The 21,651-nt window shown below is 69.2% G+C and carries 21 protein-coding genes; 13 read left to right on the top strand and 8 right to left on the bottom strand.

From position 1 onward, the window contains the following. Positions 1 to 115: 115 nt before the first annotated feature. From ABD333_RS27400 to ABD333_RS27385, 4 genes are all read right to left on the bottom strand, one after another. The gene (locus ABD333_RS27400) at positions 116 to 661 is read right to left on the bottom strand and encodes a GNAT family N-acetyltransferase (RefSeq protein ID WP_344545361.1); all 546 of its coding nucleotides are present in this window, start codon (positions 659 to 661) and stop codon (positions 116 to 118) included. Further along, complete coding sequence (locus ABD333_RS27395; RefSeq protein ID WP_344545360.1) at positions 658 to 1,227, bottom strand: CGNR zinc finger domain-containing protein; 570 nt, start codon at positions 1,225 to 1,227, stop codon at positions 658 to 660. Before ABD333_RS27395 ends, ABD333_RS27400 begins: the two co-directional genes overlap by 4 nt. Positions 1,228 to 1,323: 96 nt before the next feature. Further along, entirely contained in the window at positions 1,324 to 2,490 is a 1,167-nt protein-coding gene (locus ABD333_RS27390; protein ID WP_344545359.1) for a PucR family transcriptional regulator, read from the bottom strand. Between the two features lie 25 nt (positions 2,491 to 2,515). Next, positions 2,516 to 3,391: an alpha/beta hydrolase family protein gene (locus tag ABD333_RS27385; RefSeq protein ID WP_344545358.1), complete on the bottom strand. Its 876-nt coding sequence runs from the start codon at positions 3,389 to 3,391 to the stop codon at positions 2,516 to 2,518. A 102-nt stretch (positions 3,392 to 3,493) separates the two neighbouring features. On the opposite strand from ABD333_RS27385, the gene ABD333_RS27380 reads away from it, so the two are divergent. The 3 genes from ABD333_RS27380 to ABD333_RS27370 all read left to right on the top strand — a co-directional run bounded on the left by ABD333_RS27380 (position 3,494) and on the right by ABD333_RS27370 (position 6,484). Then, the gene (locus tag ABD333_RS27380) at positions 3,494 to 4,648 is read left to right on the top strand and encodes a PucR family transcriptional regulator (RefSeq protein ID WP_344545357.1); all 1,155 of its coding nucleotides are present in this window, start codon (positions 3,494 to 3,496) and stop codon (positions 4,646 to 4,648) included. Positions 4,649 to 4,844: 196 nt separating this feature from the next. After that, on the top strand, positions 4,845 to 6,191 hold the full coding sequence (locus tag ABD333_RS27375; protein ID WP_344545356.1) for a TRAP transporter large permease subunit: 1,347 nt from the start codon (positions 4,845 to 4,847) through the stop codon (positions 6,189 to 6,191). 14 nt (positions 6,192 to 6,205) lie between these two features. After that, positions 6,206 to 6,484, top strand: a complete 279-nt coding sequence (locus ABD333_RS27370; protein ID WP_344545355.1) for a hypothetical protein — start codon at positions 6,206 to 6,208, stop codon at positions 6,482 to 6,484. Between the two features lie 17 nt (positions 6,485 to 6,501). Here the strand turns inward: ABD333_RS27370 and ABD333_RS27365 are convergent, their stop codons facing one another. Further along, the gene (locus tag ABD333_RS27365) at positions 6,502 to 7,185 is read right to left on the bottom strand and encodes a GntR family transcriptional regulator (RefSeq protein WP_344545354.1); all 684 of its coding nucleotides are present in this window, start codon (positions 7,183 to 7,185) and stop codon (positions 6,502 to 6,504) included. Between the two features lie 121 nt (positions 7,186 to 7,306). On the opposite strand from ABD333_RS27365, the gene ABD333_RS27360 reads away from it, so the two are divergent. The 8 genes from ABD333_RS27360 to ABD333_RS27325 all read left to right on the top strand — a co-directional run bounded on the left by ABD333_RS27360 (position 7,307) and on the right by ABD333_RS27325 (position 16,502). Continuing rightward, a complete protein-coding gene (locus ABD333_RS27360) occupies positions 7,307 to 8,281 on the top strand; it encodes a phosphoglycerate dehydrogenase (protein ID WP_344545353.1) in 975 nt (324 codons plus the stop codon). A gap of 11 nt (positions 8,282 to 8,292) precedes the next feature. After that, positions 8,293 to 9,123, top strand: a complete 831-nt coding sequence (locus ABD333_RS27355; protein ID WP_344545352.1) for a hydroxypyruvate isomerase family protein — start codon at positions 8,293 to 8,295, stop codon at positions 9,121 to 9,123. Beyond that, positions 9,120 to 9,794, top strand: coding sequence for an aspartate/glutamate racemase family protein (locus tag ABD333_RS27350; protein WP_344545351.1), 675 nt, complete (start codon positions 9,120 to 9,122; stop codon positions 9,792 to 9,794). Before ABD333_RS27355 ends, ABD333_RS27350 begins: the two co-directional genes overlap by 4 nt. Next, on the top strand, positions 9,791 to 11,065 hold the full coding sequence (gene otnK / locus ABD333_RS27345) for a 3-oxo-tetronate kinase (protein ID WP_344545350.1): 1,275 nt from the start codon (positions 9,791 to 9,793) through the stop codon (positions 11,063 to 11,065). The genes ABD333_RS27350 and otnK overlap by 4 nt, the downstream gene beginning before the upstream one ends. Before the next feature lie 117 nt (positions 11,066 to 11,182). Then, on the top strand, positions 11,183 to 11,875 hold the full coding sequence (locus ABD333_RS27340) for a substrate-binding domain-containing protein (RefSeq protein WP_344545349.1): 693 nt from the start codon (positions 11,183 to 11,185) through the stop codon (positions 11,873 to 11,875). Between the two features lie 117 nt (positions 11,876 to 11,992). After that, on the top strand, positions 11,993 to 12,580 hold the full coding sequence (locus tag ABD333_RS27335; protein WP_344545348.1) for a HEAT repeat domain-containing protein: 588 nt from the start codon (positions 11,993 to 11,995) through the stop codon (positions 12,578 to 12,580). Between the two features lie 730 nt (positions 12,581 to 13,310). After that, positions 13,311 to 14,840, top strand: a complete 1,530-nt coding sequence (locus ABD333_RS27330; RefSeq protein ID WP_344545347.1) for an amidohydrolase family protein — start codon at positions 13,311 to 13,313, stop codon at positions 14,838 to 14,840. A gap of 297 nt (positions 14,841 to 15,137) precedes the next feature. Continuing rightward, complete coding sequence (locus ABD333_RS27325; protein ID WP_344545346.1) at positions 15,138 to 16,502, top strand: ankyrin repeat domain-containing protein; 1,365 nt, start codon at positions 15,138 to 15,140, stop codon at positions 16,500 to 16,502. A gap of 365 nt (positions 16,503 to 16,867) precedes the next feature. Here the strand turns inward: ABD333_RS27325 and ABD333_RS27320 are convergent, their stop codons facing one another. Together ABD333_RS27320 and ABD333_RS27315 are read right to left on the bottom strand one after the other, a co-directional pair. Continuing rightward, positions 16,868 to 17,293 carry a VOC family protein gene (locus ABD333_RS27320; protein ID WP_425546940.1) on the bottom strand — a complete coding sequence of 142 codons (426 nt, stop codon included), beginning with the start codon at positions 17,291 to 17,293 and terminating at the stop codon, positions 16,868 to 16,870. Positions 17,294 to 18,016: 723 nt separating this feature from the next. Next, complete coding sequence (locus ABD333_RS27315; protein WP_344545344.1) at positions 18,017 to 18,796, bottom strand: NAD(P)H-dependent oxidoreductase; 780 nt, start codon at positions 18,794 to 18,796, stop codon at positions 18,017 to 18,019. Between the two features lie 138 nt (positions 18,797 to 18,934). Here ABD333_RS27315 and ABD333_RS27310 point away from each other — a divergent pair, with 138 nt between their 5' ends. After that, positions 18,935 to 19,783: a helix-turn-helix transcriptional regulator gene (locus ABD333_RS27310; RefSeq protein ID WP_344545343.1), complete on the top strand. Its 849-nt coding sequence runs from the start codon at positions 18,935 to 18,937 to the stop codon at positions 19,781 to 19,783. A gap of 1 nt (position 19,784) precedes the next feature. Here ABD333_RS27310 and ABD333_RS27305 read toward each other — a convergent pair whose 3' ends face one another. Beyond that, the gene (locus tag ABD333_RS27305) at positions 19,785 to 19,997 is read right to left on the bottom strand and encodes a hypothetical protein (RefSeq protein WP_344545342.1); all 213 of its coding nucleotides are present in this window, start codon (positions 19,995 to 19,997) and stop codon (positions 19,785 to 19,787) included. A 164-nt stretch (positions 19,998 to 20,161) separates the two neighbouring features. Here ABD333_RS27305 and ABD333_RS27300 point away from each other — a divergent pair, with 164 nt between their 5' ends. Beyond that, positions 20,162 to 21,154 (top strand): M24 family metallopeptidase, encoded by a 993-nt coding sequence (locus tag ABD333_RS27300; protein WP_344545341.1) that lies wholly within the window; start codon positions 20,162 to 20,164, stop codon positions 21,152 to 21,154. Positions 21,155 to 21,651: the final 497 nt, after the last annotated feature.

Raw genomic sequence — 21,651 nt, 5'->3', positions numbered from 1 at the left:
GCCTCCACTAGGACTGCCGCACGCCTGCCGCGGGCGGCACCGGATCAGTTTCCATCCGAGAATGTTCCCTTTCCGCCGCCCACGAACAACCGTTCATCGAGCAGCACAACAGCACCTACGGTCGTGCGGGGCGATCGATGCGGTAGACGTAGTGCAGGCGGTCGTCGATCGGGTTCTCCGGCTCCAGGTCACCCTGGGCGATCCGGGTGAGACCCGCCTTCTCCAGCGCACGCCAGGACGCGCGGTTGGCCGCCACCACCGGTACGAGGACGCAGGTCGCTTCGGGGTGGTCGGTCCAGGTCTTGCGCAGTATCGACCCGATCATGCGCGGGCCCAGGCCCTGGCCGACAAGGCGGGCGTCGCCGATCAGGTAGTCGATCGTCATCGCCCCCGGTGGGACGTCCGTCAACGCCGATAGTTCCGCCAGGTAGACGGGCTCGTCGGCCAGTCGGCAGCGCTGAACCAGGCCGAACGGCCGGCCGTCCAGGAACGCGAGATGGTCCTCACTGTGGTCCAGGCCCGCTGCGGCGGGGCCGAAGTCGCGTCTGACGGCCTCGGCCGAGTGCTCCTGGTACCACCAGCGGGCCACGTGGGGCTGGGCGAGCCACTGGCCGAGCAAGGGGAAGTCCGGCTCGCCGAGCCGGCGCCAGGTGATCATCATGGTGCCTCCGGGAGGCGTTGGCGCCGGTAGTACCGGGCCTGGCGGTCACGGTGCCCGCACGAGGGATGGCACCAGCGGCGGCGTGGGTGGTTCCTGACGTACAGCATCGAGCAGCCGGGCCCCGTGCACCGCCGAGGGGATCGGGCGGGCGGTCGGGTGAGCACCTCGATGCAGTCGGCGGCGAGGTGACCAAGGCCGGTGGTGAGGCCGACGCGCCGCAGTCGGCGCGTGCCGTCCGCGGCCCACTCCAGCCGCGGGTGGGTCGGTGTGGTGGCCGCGAACTCGTTGAGGCGGTCGAGCATGTCGGTCCTCGGGGCCTTCGCGTCGGCCGCCGCCGACAGCAGGTGATGGACGCAGTCGCGCAGGGCCCGTACGCGCCCGGCGTCGCGGCCCACGTCCACCGGGACGGCCAGGCCGTGCTCCGTGCCGACCAGCGCGAACCAGCGGTCGATCCACTCCGGCGACCCAAGGAAGTCGATCTGCTGCTCTCCCTGGCCGTAGAGGGTGTTGGCCAGTTCCACCGCCATGGGCTCCGTGCCGAGGAACGGGAAGTCCGGATCGTCCATGAGACTGACGGTAGCACGCCGCTCCAACCGTCAGCATTGACGGGAAGCGCTGCCACCGCGTCCAGGCCCTCGTGCCGAAAGCCGCCGATGACCGGCTCAGGCCGCCTCGGTCGTGAGCCACGCGAGGAGGGCCAGGTGGTATTCCAGGCGATAGGTCGACGCGTAGACGGTGTCGGGGAACAGCTCCTCCAACTGCCGCAACCGGTAGCGGATGGTCTGGGGATGAACGTCCAGGCGCTTGGCGACCTCGGTGGCGTTGAAGTCACATTCGATGCACGCCAGGAACGTCTCGGCCAGCTTCGTCCGGACGGGTGGGCGGGTGCGCAGCAGCGGTCCGAGCCTGCGGTCGATCAAGAGTGCGGTCAGCTCACGGTCGTTCCGCAGGATCAGGAGCGGAAGGTGCTCGGCAGCCACGATGACGCCGCCGGACGACAGAGCGAGCGCCTGGCGGGCCAGCCGCAGCGACGAGGCGGCGGCCCCGATCGGGACGGTCGGGCCGATCGCGGCGTGGTGGCCGTCGAGCGCGTTCCGCAAGGCGCTCAGGTGGTCGGCGTCTTCTGGGGAGGGGACGATCAGGCAAGGTTCGGCCAGATGGAATCCGACCAGGGTTCCTGGGGGAAGGGATGGTCGGGTGGCGCGTGGGCGGAGCCCGTCCAGCGCGACCGCGGCGATGGTGTGCGGCGGTGACCAGCCGCATTCGGCCGCCTGGGTACGGAGAACGCGCGGGTCGTGACCGGGATCGAGCAGAGTATCCAGGAGTTGGCGCTGTTTGGCCCTGAGCGCTCCCGCCGCCTGGGCATGCTGGTCGGCGTGTCCCTGGGCCGCGGCTTTGGCGAGGTGGCCGATGTAGGAGAAGGCCGCGTGCGTCACGCCGGCGATGACCGTTGGCGGGACGCAGCCGCCCATGCTCTCCGCCTCCTCGGCGAGCCGGCGGACCGCCTCGCCCGCACCGGTCCTGAGTGCGGCCTGGAGCGGCTCCATGCTCCGGCCCTCATGGGCTTCGCCTGCGCCGACGCCTTGGAAGTGGTCGAGGATCCAGTCTGAGGGCAGCTCCGGGTCTTTGAGCAGGTCGACGAAGTGCCCGATGGCGTGTTCGGTCGTCCAGGCCAGGACTTTCGCGTAGCGGGGGTCATGGGCGCGGGCGTAGGCGGGGACTTCTCGCTCGATCCGCCGGGTGGCGTCCCGGGCGACGGCAGGGACGCGCTTACGTAGTCTGACGAGCAGTTCGTCGTCGACCTCTGGGAGAGGTCTGACCAGCCGCACGGGAACCAGCTCCTGGCGTGGGCGGTTATGCGTTCGGGCCGGGAATCTGAAGCGCCTTGGAGTTGCGCGCGGCGTGGAGCCACGGGGATCCGGAGCAGATGCCGCAGCCGTCACCGAAGAACACGCCGCGGGCCTGCTCGTCACCGGCCAGGTGGAAGCGCCACCACGCGGTCGTGATGCCACGGAAGCCGCCGCCGTTGCCCGCAGGGGTGAAGTGCGTGGCGGCCGCGAGCTCGGTGTAGATGGCGGGCACGTGGCCGCTGGCGTTGTAGAACGTGCGGACACGCGCCGGCGCCACGATGGTGTCCTTCTCCCCCGCCAGGTAGAGGGCGGGGCCGTGGAGGGACGAGGCGGAGGCGAGCGGCCCGGGCTGGATCGGCACCGTGGTGTCCACGCGCTGGTCGGCACTGGCGTTGATGGCTCCGGCGCCGCCTTGCGAGTGTCCGGCCGCGCCGACACGCGCGAGGTCCACCCGGCCCTCGAACGGGCTGCCGTCGGTGCGGTCCAGGGCGGCGAGCCGGTCGAGGCCGGCGCGCATCTGGTTGCCGCTGTTGGCGTACCTGGTGTTCGCCGCCGCGACGATGAAGCCGTGGCTGGCCCACAGCCGCAGCAGCCCGTGGTAGTTGCTCGGCACCGCACCGGTGCCGTTACCCCAGATCACGACGGGGAAGCGCCGGGCGCTGGAGCCGATGTCGCTCGGGAAGTAGAAGGTCGTGACCCTCTCCTTCGTGACCGTGACGCCGTGCGGACCGGGCGCCGCCCACCGGTCGGGGGACGGCGCGGCGTCCGCCGCGACGGTCCGGGCGGGAACGGGTTTCGGCGTGGCGAGCAAGGGAGAGACCAACAGCGCCGCCGCCGCCGCGGCGGTCACGCTGGCGGCAATGGGGAAGCACCGGCGCATAGATCCTCCTGAAGCGATGGTTTGGGTGGAGGCACAATCTGCCATGCGACCGAAGTGCTGTCTCTGCGCATCTGCGGCAAGGTTGCGTGCGAGCATTGGGCAATGTTCCAATTCACCGAGCGCGCGCTGACCCGGCTGCCCGAGTTGGTCCGGGCGGCGGTAGAGCGGTGCGCCGCCGAGGTCCCCTACTACCGAACGATCTCCAAAGAGCTCCTCGACGGTGATGTGAGCAGCGCGTTCGCCGCGGCGATCAGGCTCCACACGCAGACCCTGTCGGAGGACCGCGCGCTGAACGCCACCGAGCTCGCAGTGATCACCGACTGGTCGGCTCGGCGCGCCGCCGACGGACTGCCGTTGGACGCCGCGCTCGCGGCCTACATGGTCGGAACGACCGCGTGCTGGGACCTGCTCACCGCCGACGCCACACCGGAGGAGATGCGCCGCTACGGAGCGCACACCCTGCGGTACCTCGCCAGTGTGATCCCCGCCGTGGCGCTCGCCCACCTGCACGAGCAACAGCAGATCGAGGGCCAGCGACGCGACCAGCGGAGCAGACTGGTCCTCGCGCTCCTGGTCGGCGAGCCCGCGTCCGAGCTGGCCGCGCAGTGCGGCGTCCGGCTCGCTCCGGCCTACCTGGTGCTGTTGCTCCATCTGGGTCCCGGCCCCGGAGACTCCCGGCAGACCGTCCGGCACGTCCAAACGGCCCTGGACGCGCACCAGCGGACCGACGTACTGGCCACTCTCACCGCCGAAGGCGGCACTGTGCTGCTCCCCGCCGACTCGGACGGCCACGCCATGGACGCCCTTCCCGACCTGGTCACGCAGGTGGCGGCCGCGACGGCACGGCCGGTCACCGCCAGCGTGTCGGCGGCGCCGGACCACGCCGGCATCCCCGCCGCGCTGGCCGAGGCCAAGCAGGTCGCCGACCTCGTCGCGCGCCTCAACCGGCCACCCGGCCTCTACCGGCTGGAAGACGTCCTGCTTGAGTACCAGCTGGCCCGCCCCGGTCGCGCCCTGACCGGCCTGGCCGCCAAGCTCGACCCCCTGGACAGCCGCCCCGACCTCCTCGCGACCGTCGAGTCGTTCGTCCGGCACGGACACAACCGCAGTCACGCCTCGGCCGAGTTGCGTGTCCACCGCAACACCCTCGACTACCGCCTGACGAAGGTCGCCAAGATGACCGGCATCGACCTGACCCGGCCCGAGGGCCTGCGCCTGCTCGACGCCGCGGTGACCGCGCGGGCGCTCGCCCGGTAGCCCCGATCGAGTCGGCACGGGAACCACCCATGGACACTTCGTGAGAGGCATCACTATAGTATTTTTTCCGTGACGCGACTGTACTATTCCACCCCTCCGCGTTCCGGGAAGACACGTCCGCGGCGCTACCGAGGAGGCCCCCTGTGTGCTGCAACACCGAGATGTCCGGCGGGGAAACTCCCCGGCGGTGCCTCACGTGAACGCCATCTTGGCCCTGGTCGCGTTCATCGCCGTCATCGTCGTCTGGAACGTGCTCTTGAAGCGCAACATCGCCGAATCGATGTTCGTCGGATTCCTGGCATGCGCGGCCTTCGCGGGGACCGACGCGTTCACCGTGGGGTGGAAAAGCCTGGTCGACGGGTTGAAATCCGAGGTCACGTTCGCCGCGCTCGCCTTCGTCTTCGTCAGTGAGCTGCTGATGAGCATCGGGCTGATCGGGCGCCTCATCGACATTCTCAGTTCGATGCTCGGCCGCCGTCGCGGTGGTGCCATGTACGCCGCCACGGTCGGCTCCGGCGCGTTCGGCGCGGTGGCGCACAACGGCGCCGCCATCGCCGCCACCATCGGCTCCATCGCCATTCCGTGGATGAAACGCTCCAAGACGGACGGCGAGACCGCGGCGCTCGTCATCTCGGGCAACGCCGGCGTCGGCGCCATCTTCCCGTTCAGCGGGGCGTTCTTCCTGATGCTGGCCGCGCCCACGGTCGCGCCGGCGCTGACGGCGGATCAGATGATCGTCCCCATGTTCGTCGTGGCCTCGTGGACGGTGGTGATGCGCCTGGCCATCGCGTACGTGATCGTCATGCGGCGCGGGGTCGGCCGGATGGCTCCCGGCGACGTCAAGCCCCTGGGCTCGACCGTGCGCGCGGGCTGGCCGTCGCTGCTGGTGCTGCTCGCCGTCGCGATCCCCATCCTGGCCACCGCGGGCCCGACCGCCGACTGGGTGGTGCGGCGCATCGGCGAGGACGCCGCGGACGCGATCCCCGTGCTGTTCTGGCTGCCCATCTTCATGCTGGTCGTCGGCATGATCGTGGGATATCGCCGGCTGCCGCGCCGCGCGGGCGACTGGTGGACGATGATCGGGGCGATCAGCCCGAAGTTCGCGATCGTCGGCCTCACCATGATCTCCGCGTTCGCCGCGTCCAACGTGCTGTCGGCGCTCGGGCTGGGCGAGGAGCTCGCACCGTTCATCGAGAACATGCGGGGCGTGCCCGCGCTGGTGATGGTGGTGATCGTCGGTCTCGTGATCCTGCTGGTCTCGGGCCCGCTGAGCACCACCGCCACGCTGGCCGCGGTGGGCTCCGTCGCGTTCCTGGCGCTGACCAGCGCCGGCATCACCCCGCACCTGGCCTACGCGGCGATCATCGTGTGGGCGAGCGCGGAGGGCTGCTCTCCCCCAGGAGCCCCGCCCTTGTACGTGGCCGCGGGCATCGCGAACTGCGACCCGGTGAAAATCTTCAAACCGGTGATCGGCTACTACCTGGTTCCGTCTTTTCTCGCCGGAATCGGCGTGGCCATGAGCCTGGTCTGGATCCCGTTCTAAGTCAGGGGTGTGACATGTACGAATTCCTGCTCAACGCGTTCCGGGTGACGCTCATCGCCTTCGTCGCCGGCGGCACGGCGGTCACCGTTCTGCAGATCGTCGGCATCGTGACGGCGAATCCCGCGATGATCAACTATTTCGGCGGGGACTTCGCCGACACCGTCTGCGTGGTGGCGGGCCTGGCCGGCGTCTTCTCGTTCCTGCAGCTCTACACGCCGCAGGGGCGCGCGGCGGCCGCCGCGCTGGGCGCGGCAGGCGATGAGGAGGTGGCGCAGGCGGCGCCGGAACGTTAGCGACACCGGCGGCCAGGCTATCGCTGCTTTCTGCGGCGGTTGGCGCTCTGCAGATGCTCGCGCATCCTGATGGCGGCGATCTCCGGATTTCCCTCCACGAGCGCCTCGTAGACGGCTCGATGCTCCTTGGCGGCGTGCCCGGCCCCTGTGTTGCCGAGCTTGGAGAACAGCCTGAACCGCTGCATCTGCCCGTTCAGCGACCGGTAGGCCGTTTCCAGGAACTGGTTGTCGGACTGCTGGGCGATGAGCGCGTGAAAACGGTCGTCGGCCGCCCAGTAGGAGCGGAACGAGCGCGACTCGGTGTCGGCCAGATCGGCCGAGTCGGCGAGTTCGTCGACCGCCTGGCGCAATTCGTCGAGGAATTCCGGAGTGGTCCGCCGGCACGTCTCGTAGGCCAGCGCGGGCTCCAGGACGATGCGGGCGTCCATCAGCTTGTCGATTTCCTTTTCGCTGAACATGGGAGCCACGCGGTAACCCTTGAGCGCCTCGCGTACGACCAGACCGGTGTGCTCAAGACGCGCCAGTGCCTCTCTGAGCGGGGTCTGGCTCACCTCCAGTTCGCGAGACAGAGCGCCGATGTTGAGTGGTTCACCCGGAGCCCGCTTGCCCGCCATGAACTGATCGAGCAGTACGTCGTACATCTGATCGGCAAGGGGCCGCTTCTTCTTGTGGGCCTCGGACGGCATCGCTCTCCCTCTCATCAGACCGAGTATCCCAGGCGGCGGCTCGCATCCGTGCCAAGCCACCCTGCCGCCCTGCCGTCCGTCCGCTACAGAAGTCGTCGCTATAGTATAGTGAAGGCTCATATGGAGGTATGAACACATGACCGCCCAGCGCGTATTGGTGACCACGGCCTGGCTGAGGCCGGACGACCAGGTCGACCGGCTGCTGCGGGACGCCGGTTTCGAGGTCGTGCACTCCTCGTCCAAGGACCGCGAGAACACCGGGGAAAGCCTGGTGGAGGCGGTCAAGGGCGTCGACGGCATCGTGGCCGGCACGGACGCGTTCACCCGCGAGGTGATCACCGCCGCCGAGGACCTGAAGGTCTTCGGCCGCACGGGCGCGGGCTACGACAACATCGACGTGGCCGCCGCCACCGAGCGCGGCATCGCCGTGTGCCCCACCCCCGGCGCGAACCGCCGCTCCGTCGCCGAGCACGTGCTCGCGCTCATGCTGAACTGCGCCCGCCTGATCCCGCAGAACCTCAAGTCCGTCCAGGAAGGCGGCTGGGACCAGGCCGGCGGCCGTGAGCTGGAGGGGGCCACGCTCGGTATCGTCGGGCTCGGCTCGATCGGCAAGCTGGTCGCCAGGCTGGGCGGCGCCCTGGGCATGGACGTGCTCGCCTTCGACGCCGACCTCGATCACGCCTTCGCCGAGCGGCACGGCGTCCGGGGCGTCGGCCTGGAGGAACTGCTGCGCCGATCCGACTTCGTCAGCCTCCACCTGCTGCTCGACGGCTCCACCCACCACCTGATCGACGCCGCCGCGCTGGCCCTGATGAAGCCCTCGGCGTACCTGATCAACACGGCCCGCGGCGGGGTGGTGGACGAGGACGCGCTCGCCGACGCGCTGGAGCGGGGAGCGCTCGCGGGCGCCGCGCTGGACGTGGTCGAAGTCGAGCCCCTGCCCGCCGGGAGCCGGCTGCGGGGTTTGGACAACCTCATCGTCACCGCCCACATCGGCGCGGCGACCCGCGAGTCACGGGCCCGTTCCGGCGCGATGGCCGCCCGAGCGGTCATCGACGTGCTGAACGGGCGGACCCCCGAGTTCGTGGTCAACCCCGGCTACGCCCGGTGAACGGAGCCCTCATGCCCCCCAGAACACGCGGAGCGGAGCCGACCGTCGTGCCTCCCGGAACGCACGGAGAAGAGGCCACCGCCGAGCTGCGCTTCGACGCGAACCTGAAGTGGTTGTTCACCGAGCTGCCGTTCGAGGCACGCTTCGATGCCGCGGCGGCGGCCGGTTTCCGGGGGGTCGAGTATTCCTCCCCGTACGAGTACCCGGCGGCAGAGCTGGCGCGTCGGCTGAACGACGCCGGACTCGAACAGGTGCTCATCAACACCCCTGCCGGCGCGCCCGCTTGTCTCCCCGGCCGGGTGGCCGAGTTTCGCGCCGGGTTCAGCTTGGCGCTGGAGTACGCGGTCGGGCTGGGCAGTGACTTCATCCATGTCATGGGCGGGCGACGGCCGGCCGGAGTCAGCCGGGACCGAGCGTTCGCCCACTTCGTCACCAACCTCGCCTGGGCCGCCGAACAGGCACGGGGAACCGGGGTCCGGCTGCTGATCGAGGCGCAGAACAAGCGGGACTCCCCCGGGTTCGTCCTCGACGGCCAGGAGCACGCGGCGGCCGTCGTCGAAGCGCTGGACACCGATCACGTGGGGATCATGTTCGACGTGTATCACGCCCAGATCGACGAGGGCGATCTCATCACCAAGGTGACCGCGCTGCGGCCGCGCACGTTCCACTACCAGGTCGCCGATCCGCCCTCCAGGCACGAGCCGGGAACCGGGGAGATCGGCTGGCGGAACCTGTTCGCGGCCATCCGGGCCGGCGGATACGACGGGTGGATCGGGTGCGAGTACCGGCCGGCCGGAGAGACCGTCGCCGGGCTCGGCTGGATCGAGGAGCTGGCTCGATGAGGCCGCGCATAGCCCTGATCAGCGCCACTCCGGCGGCGATCGGCCCGGCTATGGCCGGATTGGCCGAGGCGTTCCCCGAGGCCGAAGTGTGGAACCTGCTCGACGACAAGCTCCTCGACGACGCCGACGCCGCTGGCGGGCTGACGGAACGGTTGTGCGAGCGGATGCGCGGGCTCATCCACCACGCCGTCTCCGGCGGCGCCGACGGGATCCTGCTCACTTGCTCCATGTACGGGGCCGTCACCGGAACGGTCGAGACCGGCATCCCTGTGCTCGCCCCCGACGAGGCGGCCTTCTCCGCCGTCGCGGGCGGCGGCTACGGCCACGTGCTGGTGGTCGCCAGCCTCGAAACGGCGCTTGCCGATTCCGTATCGCGGCTGAGGCGGGCGGCAGGCCCGGCGGTCGCGGTCGACGGCGTGGTCTGTCCGGGCGCGTTCGAGGCCGCGAAGCGCGCTGATCGCCCGGCGCTGCTGGATGCACTGCTCACGACAGTGCGCGACTCGTCCAGCGAAGCGTTCTTGCTCGCGCAGTACTCCCTGGCGCCTGTCGCGGACGAACTCGCGCAGGCGCTGGACAGGCCGGTGGTCTCGGGACCGCAGGCGGCGGCGGCCCGGCTGAGGACGGCCATCGCCGGCCCGGCGCTCGACGTACGGGATGGGCGGGCCCGATGATCGGTGTCATCGCGGACGACGTCACCGGCGCGACCGATGTCGCGGTCGCCCTTCGGCGGGGCGGGCTCCGAACGGTGCTGTACTTCGCTACCCCGCCACCAGGGGAGATCTCGCCGGAGGAGACCGGGCCATCGGAGTACGAGGCCGCGGTGATCGCGTTGAAGACGCGGACGATCGAGCCGAGCGCGGCGGTCGCGCAGTCGCTGGCGGCCCTGGACTGGCTGCGGCGGCGCGGAGCCGGGCAGATCTACCTCAAGTTCTGCTCGACGTTCGACTCGACCTCGGCGGGGAACATCGGCCCCGTCCTGGACGCGCTCGCCGACGCCCTGGACGTGCCCATGGTGGCCATGACGCCCAGTTCGCCTGAGCACGGGCGCACCCAGTACCAGGGTTACCTGTTCGTCGGGAACGTGCTGCTCAGCGAGTCGCACATGCGGGATCACCCGTTGACTCCGATGACCGACTCGTACCTGCCGCGGGTGCTGGCCGGTCAGAGCGCCCACCGGGCAGGCGTCGTGCCCCTGCGAGAAGTCCGCGACGGACCTGCGGCCGTCCAGCGGCGGCTGGCCGAGCTACGCACGGAAAGCTTTCGCTACGCGCTCGTAGACGCCGTCGACCAGGGGGATCTGGCGACGGCTGGGCAGGCGCTCGCTACGGAGCCGCTCGTCGCGGGGGCAGCCGGACTCGCGGGCGGCCTCGCTGCCGCGACCGCCGGTTCGGAGACGGCTCCCGAGGCGGACACCGTGGACATGTCCGGCACTGCCGTGGTGCTCGCGGGGAGCTGTTCCGCGCGTACGCTCGCACAGCTCAAGGCCATGATCGATGCCGGACGTCCCGCCTACCGGCTCGACGCCCTGGCCGATCCGGACCCGGAGTCACTGGCCGCGGGCGCGCTCGACTGGTTTTCCGGGCTGCCGGGCGGGGTGGGCGCGCCACTGATCTACTCCTCGCTGGAGCCGTCGCGGCTGCGCCTGGTGCAGCAGGCACTGGGGCGCGAACGGTCGGCCACGATCATGGAGACGGCCATCGGGCTCGTCGCGCGGACGCTGGTCTCCCGGCACGGCGTCACCCGCGTGATCGCGGCAGGCGGCGAGACGTCCGGGGCCGTGGTGAAGGCACTCGGCGTGACAGGCGGTTTGATCGGAGCCGAAGCGGCGCGCGGCGTTCCCTGGATCTTCGCGCCGGGGGTGACGCTGCTGCTGAAGTCCGGAAATTTCGGCGAGGCGGACCTCCTCCTCAACGCCTCGGCCCAGCAGCCCGACAGCAGATGATCGCCGGGTCGCTGTTCCGGACGGTCAAGGCTTGTCTCGTTCCTGCGGGGCAGGCCCCCGCCGCGAGCGGCGCGACCTGCTCAGCATCGATCACTGAACCTACGAACGAAGGAAACCATGCCCAACGAAACCCCGGTGAAGCTGTTCAGCACCCTCGCGGTGCGCAAGGCCTTCGACGATGTGCTGCTGGCGGCGTTCAAGGACAGGACCGGCATCGAGGTCGACGGCGTCTACGACCCGACCACCCAGTTGCTGCTGCGCGTCCGGAACGGGGAGCGTCCCGATGTGATGATCGCCGTCACGTCGTCCTTCGGCGAGTTGCGCGAGCTGGGCGTGCTGGAGGTGAACCAGCGGGTCGCGGTGGCCAGGACCGGGGTCGGGCTCGCCGTCCCCCCAGGCGCCGAACCGCCCGACATCTCCACCGTTGAGGCCTTCAAGGCGACCCTGCTGAACGCCCGTTCCGTGGCCTACTCCCGCACCGGGGCCAGCGGCATCTACTTCGCCGGGCTGATCCGGGAGCTGGGCATCTTCGACGAGGTCAACGCGCGGGCAACCTTGATCGACAAGGGCTTCATCGCGCACGCCGTCCTCGACGGCCGGGCCGACATCGCCATCCAGCAGCTGAGCGAGCTGCGTTTCGTCCCGGAGGCCCAGATCGTGGGCCCGTTCCCCGACGAGGTGCAGCACTACTCGGAGTTCTCAGCGGTACTCGGCGTGGACGCCGGAGACGCGGCCAGGCAGTTCGTCGACTTCCTGACCACGCACACAGCGAGAGATGCCTACGAGCAAACCGGCCTCGAAGCTCTCTGATGTCCACAGAAGCACCGTAAACGGGAGTCGACCGAGGCTATGGTTTGGGGCGCGTTCTGCCCCCTCCTTAGCAGCAGCTCAGCTCTGCGCTGATGTGCGGGCGGTTGTTGCGGCCTGGTGGTCGAATGGCTGAGGAAATCCCGTTGCCGGGCACGCGCCGATGGTGATCGCATGGTGTGCATGCTGGGTTTGGCGGATCGAAGCGACGAACGCGTGGTGGAGGCTCTCGGCAGCGCGCCTCGGACGAGCTCGGCCTACCGCGAGTTGCTCGCCCGTGGCCGGGCGGCCGTGCCGGCGATCCGGGCGGGGCTGCGTCATTGGAGTCCGACCGTCCGGGAGCAGTGCTGCAAGCTGCTCGACCACCTCCTGGTGGAGGACGCGGTCGAGGAAATGATCGCCATGTTGGACGATCCGATCCCGTCGGTGCGGGTGGCCGCCGTCCACGCGCTGTCGTGCGACCGCTGCAAGACTGACGCATGCCGGCCGACCGAGGCCATGGTGCTGGCACCGGGCCTGCGGCTGCTGCGCCACGACCCTGATGCGCACGTGCGGGCCATGGCGGTGGAGTTGGTCGGCCGCTTCGTCCACGCGAGCACGGAGGCCGAGACCGCGCTCGTTCGAGCCCGGGAGGCCGATCCGTCTCCTGCCGTGCGTAAGAAGGCGGGCTGGTACGCGCCGGGCGGCACCATTTACCGCCGCTCCTAGAGCGTTGGCGCCCAGTGGGCAGCGCTACCGCCGACGACCGCGAGCGAGGCGGTCGCGTTTCAACCGACGCGCGATCCCGGGCGTGTTGGCCGCGGAGGGTATCGGCCCTTGTTGACGCCGTTATCCCGTGCGACAGAACCGCCTAGGAGCAGAGGGAGTGAGGCGGCAGACGCCCGGTCTTACGCATCTGAGGCGGCAGCTCACCCGGGTCCCCGAAATCGACCACCAGGAAGCTCGTCGGCGGTGTGGTGGTCGACCACGGCGGCCAAGTCGAGCTCGGGCTCGTCCTGGTGCCGGCACCCTGTGGGAGCCACTCGTCCTGCCCTGCAACTCGGGCACAGCGCGACGCCGTGCTCATGCCGCGATCAGCCGCTGCTCAGGGGACACCCCGCCGCCGTTGGGCTCCTCTGCGGCCGTGAGGGCGTAGTCGACCGTACGGTCTGGGGCGCGCCACGCCGCCGCGGCGAGAGGCATCGCTTTGATGACTCCTGCGCGGGGTCCCTTCCCGGGCGGCCTGCCACATCCTCCAGGGGGGCTGTCGGGTCCGGGTGCGAGCGTGCCGTTGTCGCGGATGCCCTCGTCCACTCCTGCAGGTTGGCCGGTTCCGGCGGAACTGCGACAGGCCACCTGCGGACCCACATCGGCGCCCCAAAAACGTGAAACTCTTTATAAGACTTTGAGGGCGAACAGGGTCAAACTCACATACACGACTCGTGAGAGGAGACCCCCCATGCCCCGCCGAGCACCGGTACTACTGCTGATCTTGCTGGGACTGCTGGGGGTCGGTGCCGCGCCGCTGCCCGCCGACGCGGCGCCACCTGCGCCATCTGTGACCGCCGGGCCCGAGGTGGTCCGCGGATATGTGGACGGGCACACCCATCTCATGTCCTACGAAGGCTTCGGCGGCGAGATCATCTGCGGGGCGCCGTTCCATCCGGAAGGGATCGAGAAGGCGCTGCGCGACTGCCCGCACCACGAGCCCGACGGTGCGCTGGCGTTGTTCGAGAACATCACCACCAAGGGGTCGCCGTTCGGCACACACGACCCCAAGGGCTGGCCGACCTTCAAGTACTGGCCCAACAACCGGACGGCCACGCATCAGCAGGTCTACTACAAGTGGCTTGAGCGATCCTGGCGGGCGGGCCAGCGGATCCTGGTCAACCAGCTGGTCACCAACCGGGTCCTGTGCGAGATCTATGCGGCGGCGAGGAAGTACCCGTGCGACGAGATGGGTTCCATCCGGCTGCAGGCCAAGCGCACGTACGAGCTGCAGGACTACATCGACAAGGAGTACGGCGGCCCAGGCAAGGGCTGGTTCCGTGTCGTTCGCGACCCGGTCGCCGCGAGAAAGGTCATCCAGGAGGGCAAGCTGGCGGTGGTGCTCGGCATCGAGACCTCCGAGCCGTTCGGCTGCAGGGGCAGCCAGCTGTTCCCCGGCTGCACCCGTGCGCAGATCGACAAGGGCCTGGACGAAATGCGGGACCTCGGGGTGAGCTCCATGTTCCTGTGCCACAAGTTCGACAACGCGCTGTGCGGCGTCCGGTTCGACTCCGGCATGCTCGGACTGGCCCTCAACGGCGGCAACATCCTCAGCTCCGGTCACAACTGGCAGGCCGAGACCTGCAAGGGGCCGGTGCACGACAACACGATCCCGTCGCTCTTCCTTAAGCCACCGCACTGCAACCTCAACGGCCTGACCACGCTGGGCGAGTACATGGTCAAGGGCATGATGAAACGCGGCATGATCATCGAGCTGGACCACATGAGCGCGAAGGCCGCCGACCGGACGCTCACGTTGCTGGAGCAGGCGGGCTACTCCGGGGTGATCTCCGGTCACAGCTGGTCCGACGATTCGTACGCCCAGCGCATCTACAAGCTCGGCGGCATGATCACCGCCATGGGCGACTCCGCCGACGGCTTCACCGCGCAGTGGCGCAGAGACAAGGCCTCCCGCGACCCGAACCGGCTCTACGGTTACGGCTACGGCCTGGACGCCAACGGGGTCGCGACTCTCCCGAACCCCCGCCCCGGCGGCGACCTGAAGTACCCCTTCACGTCGCCCTTCGACCCGTCCGTCACCATGGACCGGCTGACGACCGGCGAACGCACCTGGGATCTGAACAAGGAGGGCGTCGCCAACTACGGCCTGGTCGCCGACTGGATGGCCGACATCGCCAACCGCTCCGGAGCCGAGATAATCGGCGATCTGTCCCTGGGCGCCGAGGTCTATCTACGGATGTGGGAACAGCCTCAACCGTAGATCCTGGAACGGACGGTTGCGTATCCGTTCGGCCTGGACCGCCGGTCGGCCCTGGCACCCGTCGCGACGCGGCCTTCGTGACAGGGTCCCCGTGACGCGACGCCGGTGCAGAATCCCGGTGAGCACCACCGAGAGGCAGCGAGTCGCTCAGCCGATCACTACTCTGAAAGGAGCGTGCGAGGGCGCTGCCAGTCCGCGGGCAGGGACTTTCCCACCTCGATCAGCACGTCAACGCATCGGATAAGACCAACCTCTTTCCGGCCGGGTGAGCGGACCTCGGCGACGAAGGAGGTCTCGATGTCCGATCGTCATTTCGAGCTGCTGGTCCAGCTGAACCTGGAGTACTACCGCAAGCAGGCCAAGCACCTGCATCACGCGTACACGGCGGGCGATACGGCGGCCGAAGCCCGGGTCGCCGACGTGCTAAGCGATCGAGCCGCCGAGCGGTTCTTGCTCAGCGACGCCCAGTTCGTGCTCGCTCAGGAACACGGATTCCGGACCTGGGCCGAGTTTCGTTCCCACGTCGAAAGCCGCAGCGCCACCGAAGAACGGCCGGTCTCCCGTCTCATGGGAATCAGGCCGGACATCTACGCCTCGATGGCCGACACCCTCCTCGTCGAGTTGCACCGCGACGATCCGCGCGCGCTGCGACGGTTGCGGGCCTACGTGCCCCGGCACGCCACCGCGACCTCCGCCGCGACCGCCGAGCCTCGCGACGCGCGGTTGATCATCGCGCGGGAGCTCGGCTTCCCGACCTGGCAGGATCTCGTGTCGTTCACCGAGAAATCCCGGCGCGAGCTCGACGTACGCCGGAAGCGGCGGCGGCAGCTGCACCGCGAGGCCGAAGCCCTGCTGGGCGGCGACACCGATCGACTGGCCGCTCTGAACGCCGAGCAGGCCGACACCCTGCTGCACATGCTCGCGGGCTCCGAGATGATCCCCGGTGTCCGGCTCGGAAAGGGACTCGGCGCGCCACGGGCCGCAGTCGATGTCGTGCTCGGCAAGGCCACCGACCTGGATCTCCCGCTCACCCGGGCCGCCCGCTTCAACCGGGTCGAATACGTTCGGCTGCTGCTCGACGCCGGCGCCGACCCTGGCGTCCGGAGATGGGGCATCACCCCGCTGGAGAACGCCATCTACCACGACAACACGAAGGTCGTCGATCTGCTCGCCGAGCACGGAATCGTTCCGCGGGCGCTCTGGACGTACGCCGCCTGCGGCCGGCTGGACCTGGTGCGGGCCTGTTTCGGCGCGGACGGCAGTCTCCGGCCGGACGCCGCGTCGGCGCGTCCTGACCTCGCCGACACCGGCGCAGGCTTTCCGTCCCGGATGCCGCCGACCGATGATCCGGAGGAGATCGTAGGAGAGGCGTTCGTCCATGCCTGCCAGCACGGCCGGCTGGAGGTCGTGCGCTGGTTCCTCGACCACGGCGTCCATCCCGACGTCGCGCCCTACCTCGGGCGGACCGGCCTGCACTGGGCGATCCCGGGCGGTCGTCTCGAAGTGATCCGCCTGCTGCTGGAGCGCGGTGCCGACCCGTCCATCCGCGACGACCTCCTCCAAACCGACGCCGATGGCTGGCTGCGCATAGCCTTCGCCGCTCGTCCGAGCGATCCCGTGACTCAGCGGCTCCACGATCTGATCGAGTCTCGATCGCACTGAGTTGCCGCGCTGCCCAGCCGCGATCAACCCGTACGGTCGGGGCGTTGATGTCGCCGTGGGAGCCGGGGCGCCGGAGTTTTGCGCCCCGGCCGGGCCACGCGGGATCTCGGCTGTGGATGGCGGTGTCAGAGTGGAGGCTGGATTGGCTCCGCCAGGGCCTCCATCGCGCTGGCCTGCGAGGACAGCGGGGTTCAGAGGCTCGGCAGGATGCAGGGTTTCTGTCCGGTCGCCCTTGGGTGCAGCCAGTCCGCGGCCTCGAAGACCCTTGGTTTCGCGCCCGCTGCGGTTCGGGATGGACATGGCCGAGGCCTGAGCGCCGCGCGCTCTGCTGGTGAGGGTGTCCTGAGAACGCCGTCCGACGAACGTCAGCCGAGTTCCTCGGCCAGCCCGACGATGATGCCCTCGGGGCCGCGGACGAAGCAGAGCCGGTAGCTGTCCTGGTACTGCGCCACCTCGCCGACCAGTTCGGCGCCGCGCGTGCGCAGGCGGGCGATGACGTCCTCGATGCCTTCGACATTGAACATGATGCGACGTATGCCCAGCGTGTTCGCCGGTGCGGGCTGCGGCTCACTGCTGATCGCCTTCGGCGAGTGGAACTTGCTCAGCTCGACCCGCCCGTGGCCGTCCGGGGTCCGCAACATGACGATGTCGGTACGGACGCCTTCGAGCCCGATGACACGGCCGGCCCACTCTCCTTCGACGGTCGTCTGAGCCTCCAGCTCCATACCGAGTTCGACGAAGAACGCGGTAACGGCCTCAAGATCCTCGACAACGATGAGGACGTTGTCCATCCGGCGAATCGTCATGGTCGTTCCTTCCTGGTCGCGCGGCCCTCGTGGCCACTGGTGTAGCTAGGACGGAGCCATCGCCACATTCTCGACACGGATCGCGGGCCAGGTCCCGGTTTTTCTCAGGGGACGGCGCTCTACGACGACCCGAAGGCAACGCCGCCCAGGTCAGGCGCTGCTCGGTCATGCCTGCATCGACACCGCGGCGCGCTACTTGCGATCTGGATCAGCCAAGAACACCGCCGCCCCACGACCGCCACCAGCCGTTCGGGATCAGCTGCCTCACGCGTTGCGGTCCGGTACCGCTTTGGGTAGAGACATCATTCGGCTGGTCATTTGACGACTTTCAACCTTGCCCGCTCTTGGATGAAGACAGTCCTGGTGACTACAAGAAGGGCATCTCATGCAGCGCATGCTTGTCGGAGCGGGAACGGTCGCCTTCGCGGGTCGGCGACCACCGCCTGCGGCAAGCGGATGTATTCGATCAGAGCGAAGGCGGAAGGCCAGCGCCAGGGCGGTCGCAAGGTAAGAAGATACGCCTGGTGTAGCAACACACGGAACTGCACGGCTAGTGCGGGCCGGCCGTTCCTGGTCCGTGACATGTGGTTCAACGGCTGCACCAGTTGGTCGGATGCGCTTGCCTTCTGGCTGCCGACGCATCGGCTCCACCGACACGAAGCCGGAGCGGAGGAGATCGCCTGACGTTCGACAACGGCTTTCAAGCCGTCAGCCGCGCACATGCAGCCCGAAACCCGTACGACCCGGGGCCTCCAGTCCCTCCTTCAGGTGCAGCGAGGGGATCTCGTAGTCACCGAAGTTCTGCGGCCGGAACGCGATCGGCTCGGTCGACTCCAGAGTGAGCAGGCGCTGCTCCCAGGACTTGGCGACGTCCGGGTAGTCCTCGTCACTGATCCGGTCGGCGCCGTACAGCACGAACGGCGGCAGCGCCTTGATGCCCGGGTAGTAGAGGATGCCGTGGTGGATCGGGAACAGCAGGTCGTCGATGGGCCCGTTGATCCCGCGAGCGGCGTAATGCGCCTCCGGGCCGCCGATGGTCACCGACAGGAGGGCCTTCCTGCCCGCGAGAGTGCCCTCGCCGAAGCGCTCGCCGTACTTGGTGTCGCTGTGTTCGCCGACGCCGTACGCGAAGCGGTAGGTGAACACCCGGTCCACCCAGCCTTTGAGGATCGCGGGCATCGTGTACCACCACAGCGGGAACTGAAAGATGATCGTGTCGGCCCACAGCAGCTTCTCCTGCTCGGCGCGAACGTCCGGGACGATCGTCCCGGCTTCGAAGGCCCGGCCCGAGTCCAGGACGACTCTCAGCGGACTTGAGGCGTGGGGGCCGTAGTCCGCGGCGTCCACGACCGCCTTCCAGTTCATCGCGTAGAGATCGCTCACCCGTACTTCGTGCCCGGCGCTCTCCAACGTGGACACCGCGAGATCCTTCAGCGAGCCGTTGAGCGACTTCGGCTCCGGGTGGGCGTAGACGATCAGCGTCTTCATGGGAACTCCTTCGGATCGGACGCGTTCGATCCTGGACGGCGCGGCGCCCGGCGTTCAGGGACGCCTCGTCCATCGGACGGGACTTCCTGGTAATGGCAGGACCACCTTCACGAGCAACACCGAGGCCATACTGGTGGCATGGACGATCTCGCGGGCTTCCTGCGGACCCGGCGCTCCCGGGTCGACCCGGGCGCCGTCGGCATCCCCGCCGACAGCCGCCGCCGGGTCGAAGGGCTGCGTCGCGAAGAGGTCGCGCACCTGTCCGGGGTCAGCGTGGACTACTACGTACGCCTGGAGCAGGGCCGCGCGACCCAGCCCTCCGAGCAGGTCCTCGACGCGCTGGCCCGCGTTCTCGGCCTCGACGAGATCGAACGCGGGCACCTCCACCGGCTCGCGCGGCAGCGCCGCCGCCGCGCGAAGGCGCCGGGCGGACGTGTCCGGCCCGAGCTGCTGCGCGTCCTCGACCTGGTCACCGACGCACCCGCGCTGCTCATGGACCACCGCCTGGACGTGCTCGCCGCGAACCGCCTCGCCGGGCTTCTCTACGGCCGGCCGATGCCGGGCCTGAACACCGCCCGGCACATCTTCCTGGAGGAGGCCGAGCGCGGCCTGTACGTGGACTGGGAGAAATGCACCCTCGACGTGGTCGGGCACCTGCGTCTGGCCGCCGGCAAATACCCTGAGGACCCCCGCCTGGCCTCGCTCATCGGTGAGCTGGCGATGGGCAGCGAACGCTTCCGCCGCCTGTGGGCCCGCGCGGACGTGCGCGCCCGCACCCATGGACGTAAGGCGTTCCGCCATCCGCTGGTCGGGCTCCTTGAACTGCACCAGGAGAACTTCGCGCTACCGGACGAATCAGGCGTGGAGCTACTGGTGCTGTCCGCGGCCCCCGGAAGCCCCACCGAGGACGGCCTGCGCCTGCTCGCGGGCCTGGGCGCGGACAGCCGTGACGCGCACCCCATGGCGAAAGCTCAGGTCCGCGAGTAACTCACGGGACGTGACCCGGGCGGAGCTCAGGCATCGGCCAGCGCCCGCGCCGCAGGCACCATCTCACCGGCAGTTTGGTGAGGCGATGCATGAGCTCGTCTTCTTCCAGGTCGAATTCGCTGTCGTCGCGTGCGAGCGCCAGGGTCGGAAAGCAGGTCAGCAGTGCCTTGAGCGCGACCTTGGAGTTCGAGTCGGGCGAGTTGGCGCCGTTCACGCCGACCGGGTTGATGCGCGTTTCAATCCGTGAGGGAGGGAACGGGCCGAGGGAGATTGATCAAGGGGGCTGGTGATGCGGTCGATTCGTCCTGAGGAGTTCCTGGCACGGCAGGAGGCGGGCAGACGGCTGGCGGCGGAGGAGGGCTTGGACGGCCTGGTCGTGTGGCCTTCGTGCTGCCCGTCCAGGAATCCGCGGTCCTGCTGATGGACGCCGGAATCGTTCAAGATCCGCAACCCGCGGCGGATCGGATCAGGGTCGGCGCCGACCTGGTGAGCCTGCTGGCCGAGGAGGTCAGGGCGTCGGTGCCCGGCGGAGGTCGGGTCGGCGTGCTCGGCTGCGCCACGATGGCCTGGCCCTGGTGGGCGGGCTTGTGTTCGGCCTTGCCCGACCATGAGCTGGTCAACGCCGACGCCCTCGGATGGCGGCTGCGTCGCATCAAGAGCCCGGCGGAGCTGGACTTGCTGAGGGCGGCGGGCGCGATCGGCGTTCAGGCCATGGACGCGGCGATGGCCGCCGCCATGCCGGGAGCGACGGAGGCCGAGGTGGCCGCGACGGCGATCGCTGAGATCGTGAGCGCGGGCGGCGCCTACTACGGCATGGGTCTGTCCTCCGGAGAGACGTCGCACACCTTCGCACCCTCGGGTCCTGGCACCGCATCGGCTGAACGTCGGCTGAAGGCGGACGACCTCCTGCGCATCGACATGTACGGCTCGCTGGAGGGGTATCTCTTCGACTTCGCCCGCACCCGTGTGGTCGGCGACACCCCGGCCTCGGCGCAGCAGGAGATGCTCGACGCGGTACGAGACAGCGTTAACGCGGGGACGGAACTCCTGCGGCCGGGGCAACGGCTGGGAGACATCGCACGCCGCTGCGACGAGGTCATGGCCGGCTCGGCGTTCGCCCTCCGGCACGGAGTTCCCGCGTCGCAGATGGGCGGCGCCTGGGGCCACGGCCTGGGGTTGTCGTTCGAGCCACCCTGGGTGACGATCGACGGCGCGGACGCCGACGTCGTCCTCGAACCAGGGATGTGCCTGGCGCTGGAACGCAGGATCGCCGTGCCCGCTCTCGGCGGAGTCAACTACGAGGACGACGTCATCATCACCGGCACCGGTCCCGAGGTCATCACCCCCGCCGTCGCCGAATACCTCGGCTAGATCCAGACGACGGCCCGGAGCAGCCGCCCTCCGGCTCGGTGTGGTCGCCAGCTCTGGCTCGTCGGCGAAATGCCTGTCTGTTTTCGCTTACGCCTTGAGCTTTGCGATCCACAGCAGGTTCCCGTTTCTGACCTGCCGTGAATCCGCCGTGGAGACGTCGTGGAGACGCGCCGGAGGCGTTCGGGAGACGCCGACTGAATACGTTCCATCCCTTAAGACGCCTGTTCAGGCTGGAAAAAGGGGATCGGATGCGGCTGGATCGGTCACACTTTGCGCGAAGCGTTGTCATATTGGCGACGGCATCACTGGCGACAACGGCATATCTTCAAGCCGAGGCTGAAACTGCCCGGGCGGCCCCGGCCGGTGCCGATGCGAGGGTCGACGCGGGACCTGCTCCCGCGTTCGTGAACGCTGACACCCGTGGCCTTACAGTTGAGGCCGTGGACATGGCGGAGGCTGGACTATTGGTTCAGCGAAGCTACACCGAACGACGGTCC

Origin of the sequence: Actinomadura fulvescens (assembly GCF_039533225.1) — a bacterium.
Taxonomy (GTDB): domain Bacteria; phylum Actinomycetota; class Actinomycetes; order Streptosporangiales; family Streptosporangiaceae; genus Spirillospora; species Spirillospora fulvescens.
Note: the sequence above shows the minus strand (reverse complement) of the source record. Positions and strands in the feature narration are given on the sequence as shown.

Coding starts and splice junctions, on each gene's coding strand:
- ABD333_RS27400 (WP_344545361.1), bottom strand. CDS start 661: ATGATGATCACCTGGCGCCGGCTCGGCGAGCCGGACTTCCCCTTGCTC.
- ABD333_RS27395 (WP_344545360.1), bottom strand. CDS start 1,227: ATGGACGATCCGGACTTCCCGTTCCTCGGCACGGAGCCCATGGCGGTG.
- ABD333_RS27385 (WP_344545358.1), bottom strand. CDS start 3,391: ATGCGCCGGTGCTTCCCCATTGCCGCCAGCGTGACCGCCGCGGCGGCG.
- ABD333_RS27380 (WP_344545357.1), top strand. CDS start 3,494: ATGTTCCAATTCACCGAGCGCGCGCTGACCCGGCTGCCCGAGTTGGTC.
- ABD333_RS27370 (WP_344545355.1), top strand. CDS start 6,206: ATGTACGAATTCCTGCTCAACGCGTTCCGGGTGACGCTCATCGCCTTC.
- ABD333_RS27365 (WP_344545354.1), bottom strand. CDS start 7,185: ATGAGAGGGAGAGCGATGCCGTCCGAGGCCCACAAGAAGAAGCGGCCC.
- ABD333_RS27360 (WP_344545353.1), top strand. CDS start 7,307: ATGACCGCCCAGCGCGTATTGGTGACCACGGCCTGGCTGAGGCCGGAC.
- ABD333_RS27355 (WP_344545352.1), top strand. CDS start 8,293: ATGCCCCCCAGAACACGCGGAGCGGAGCCGACCGTCGTGCCTCCCGGA.
- ABD333_RS27350 (WP_344545351.1), top strand. CDS start 9,120: ATGAGGCCGCGCATAGCCCTGATCAGCGCCACTCCGGCGGCGATCGGC.
- otnK (WP_344545350.1), top strand. CDS start 9,791: ATGATCGGTGTCATCGCGGACGACGTCACCGGCGCGACCGATGTCGCG.
- ABD333_RS27340 (WP_344545349.1), top strand. CDS start 11,183: ATGCCCAACGAAACCCCGGTGAAGCTGTTCAGCACCCTCGCGGTGCGC.
- ABD333_RS27330 (WP_344545347.1), top strand. CDS start 13,311: ATGCCCCGCCGAGCACCGGTACTACTGCTGATCTTGCTGGGACTGCTG.
- ABD333_RS27325 (WP_344545346.1), top strand. CDS start 15,138: ATGTCCGATCGTCATTTCGAGCTGCTGGTCCAGCTGAACCTGGAGTAC.
- ABD333_RS27320 (WP_425546940.1), bottom strand. CDS start 17,293: ATGGACAACGTCCTCATCGTTGTCGAGGATCTTGAGGCCGTTACCGCG.
- ABD333_RS27315 (WP_344545344.1), bottom strand. CDS start 18,796: ATGAAGACGCTGATCGTCTACGCCCACCCGGAGCCGAAGTCGCTCAAC.
- ABD333_RS27310 (WP_344545343.1), top strand. CDS start 18,935: ATGGACGATCTCGCGGGCTTCCTGCGGACCCGGCGCTCCCGGGTCGAC.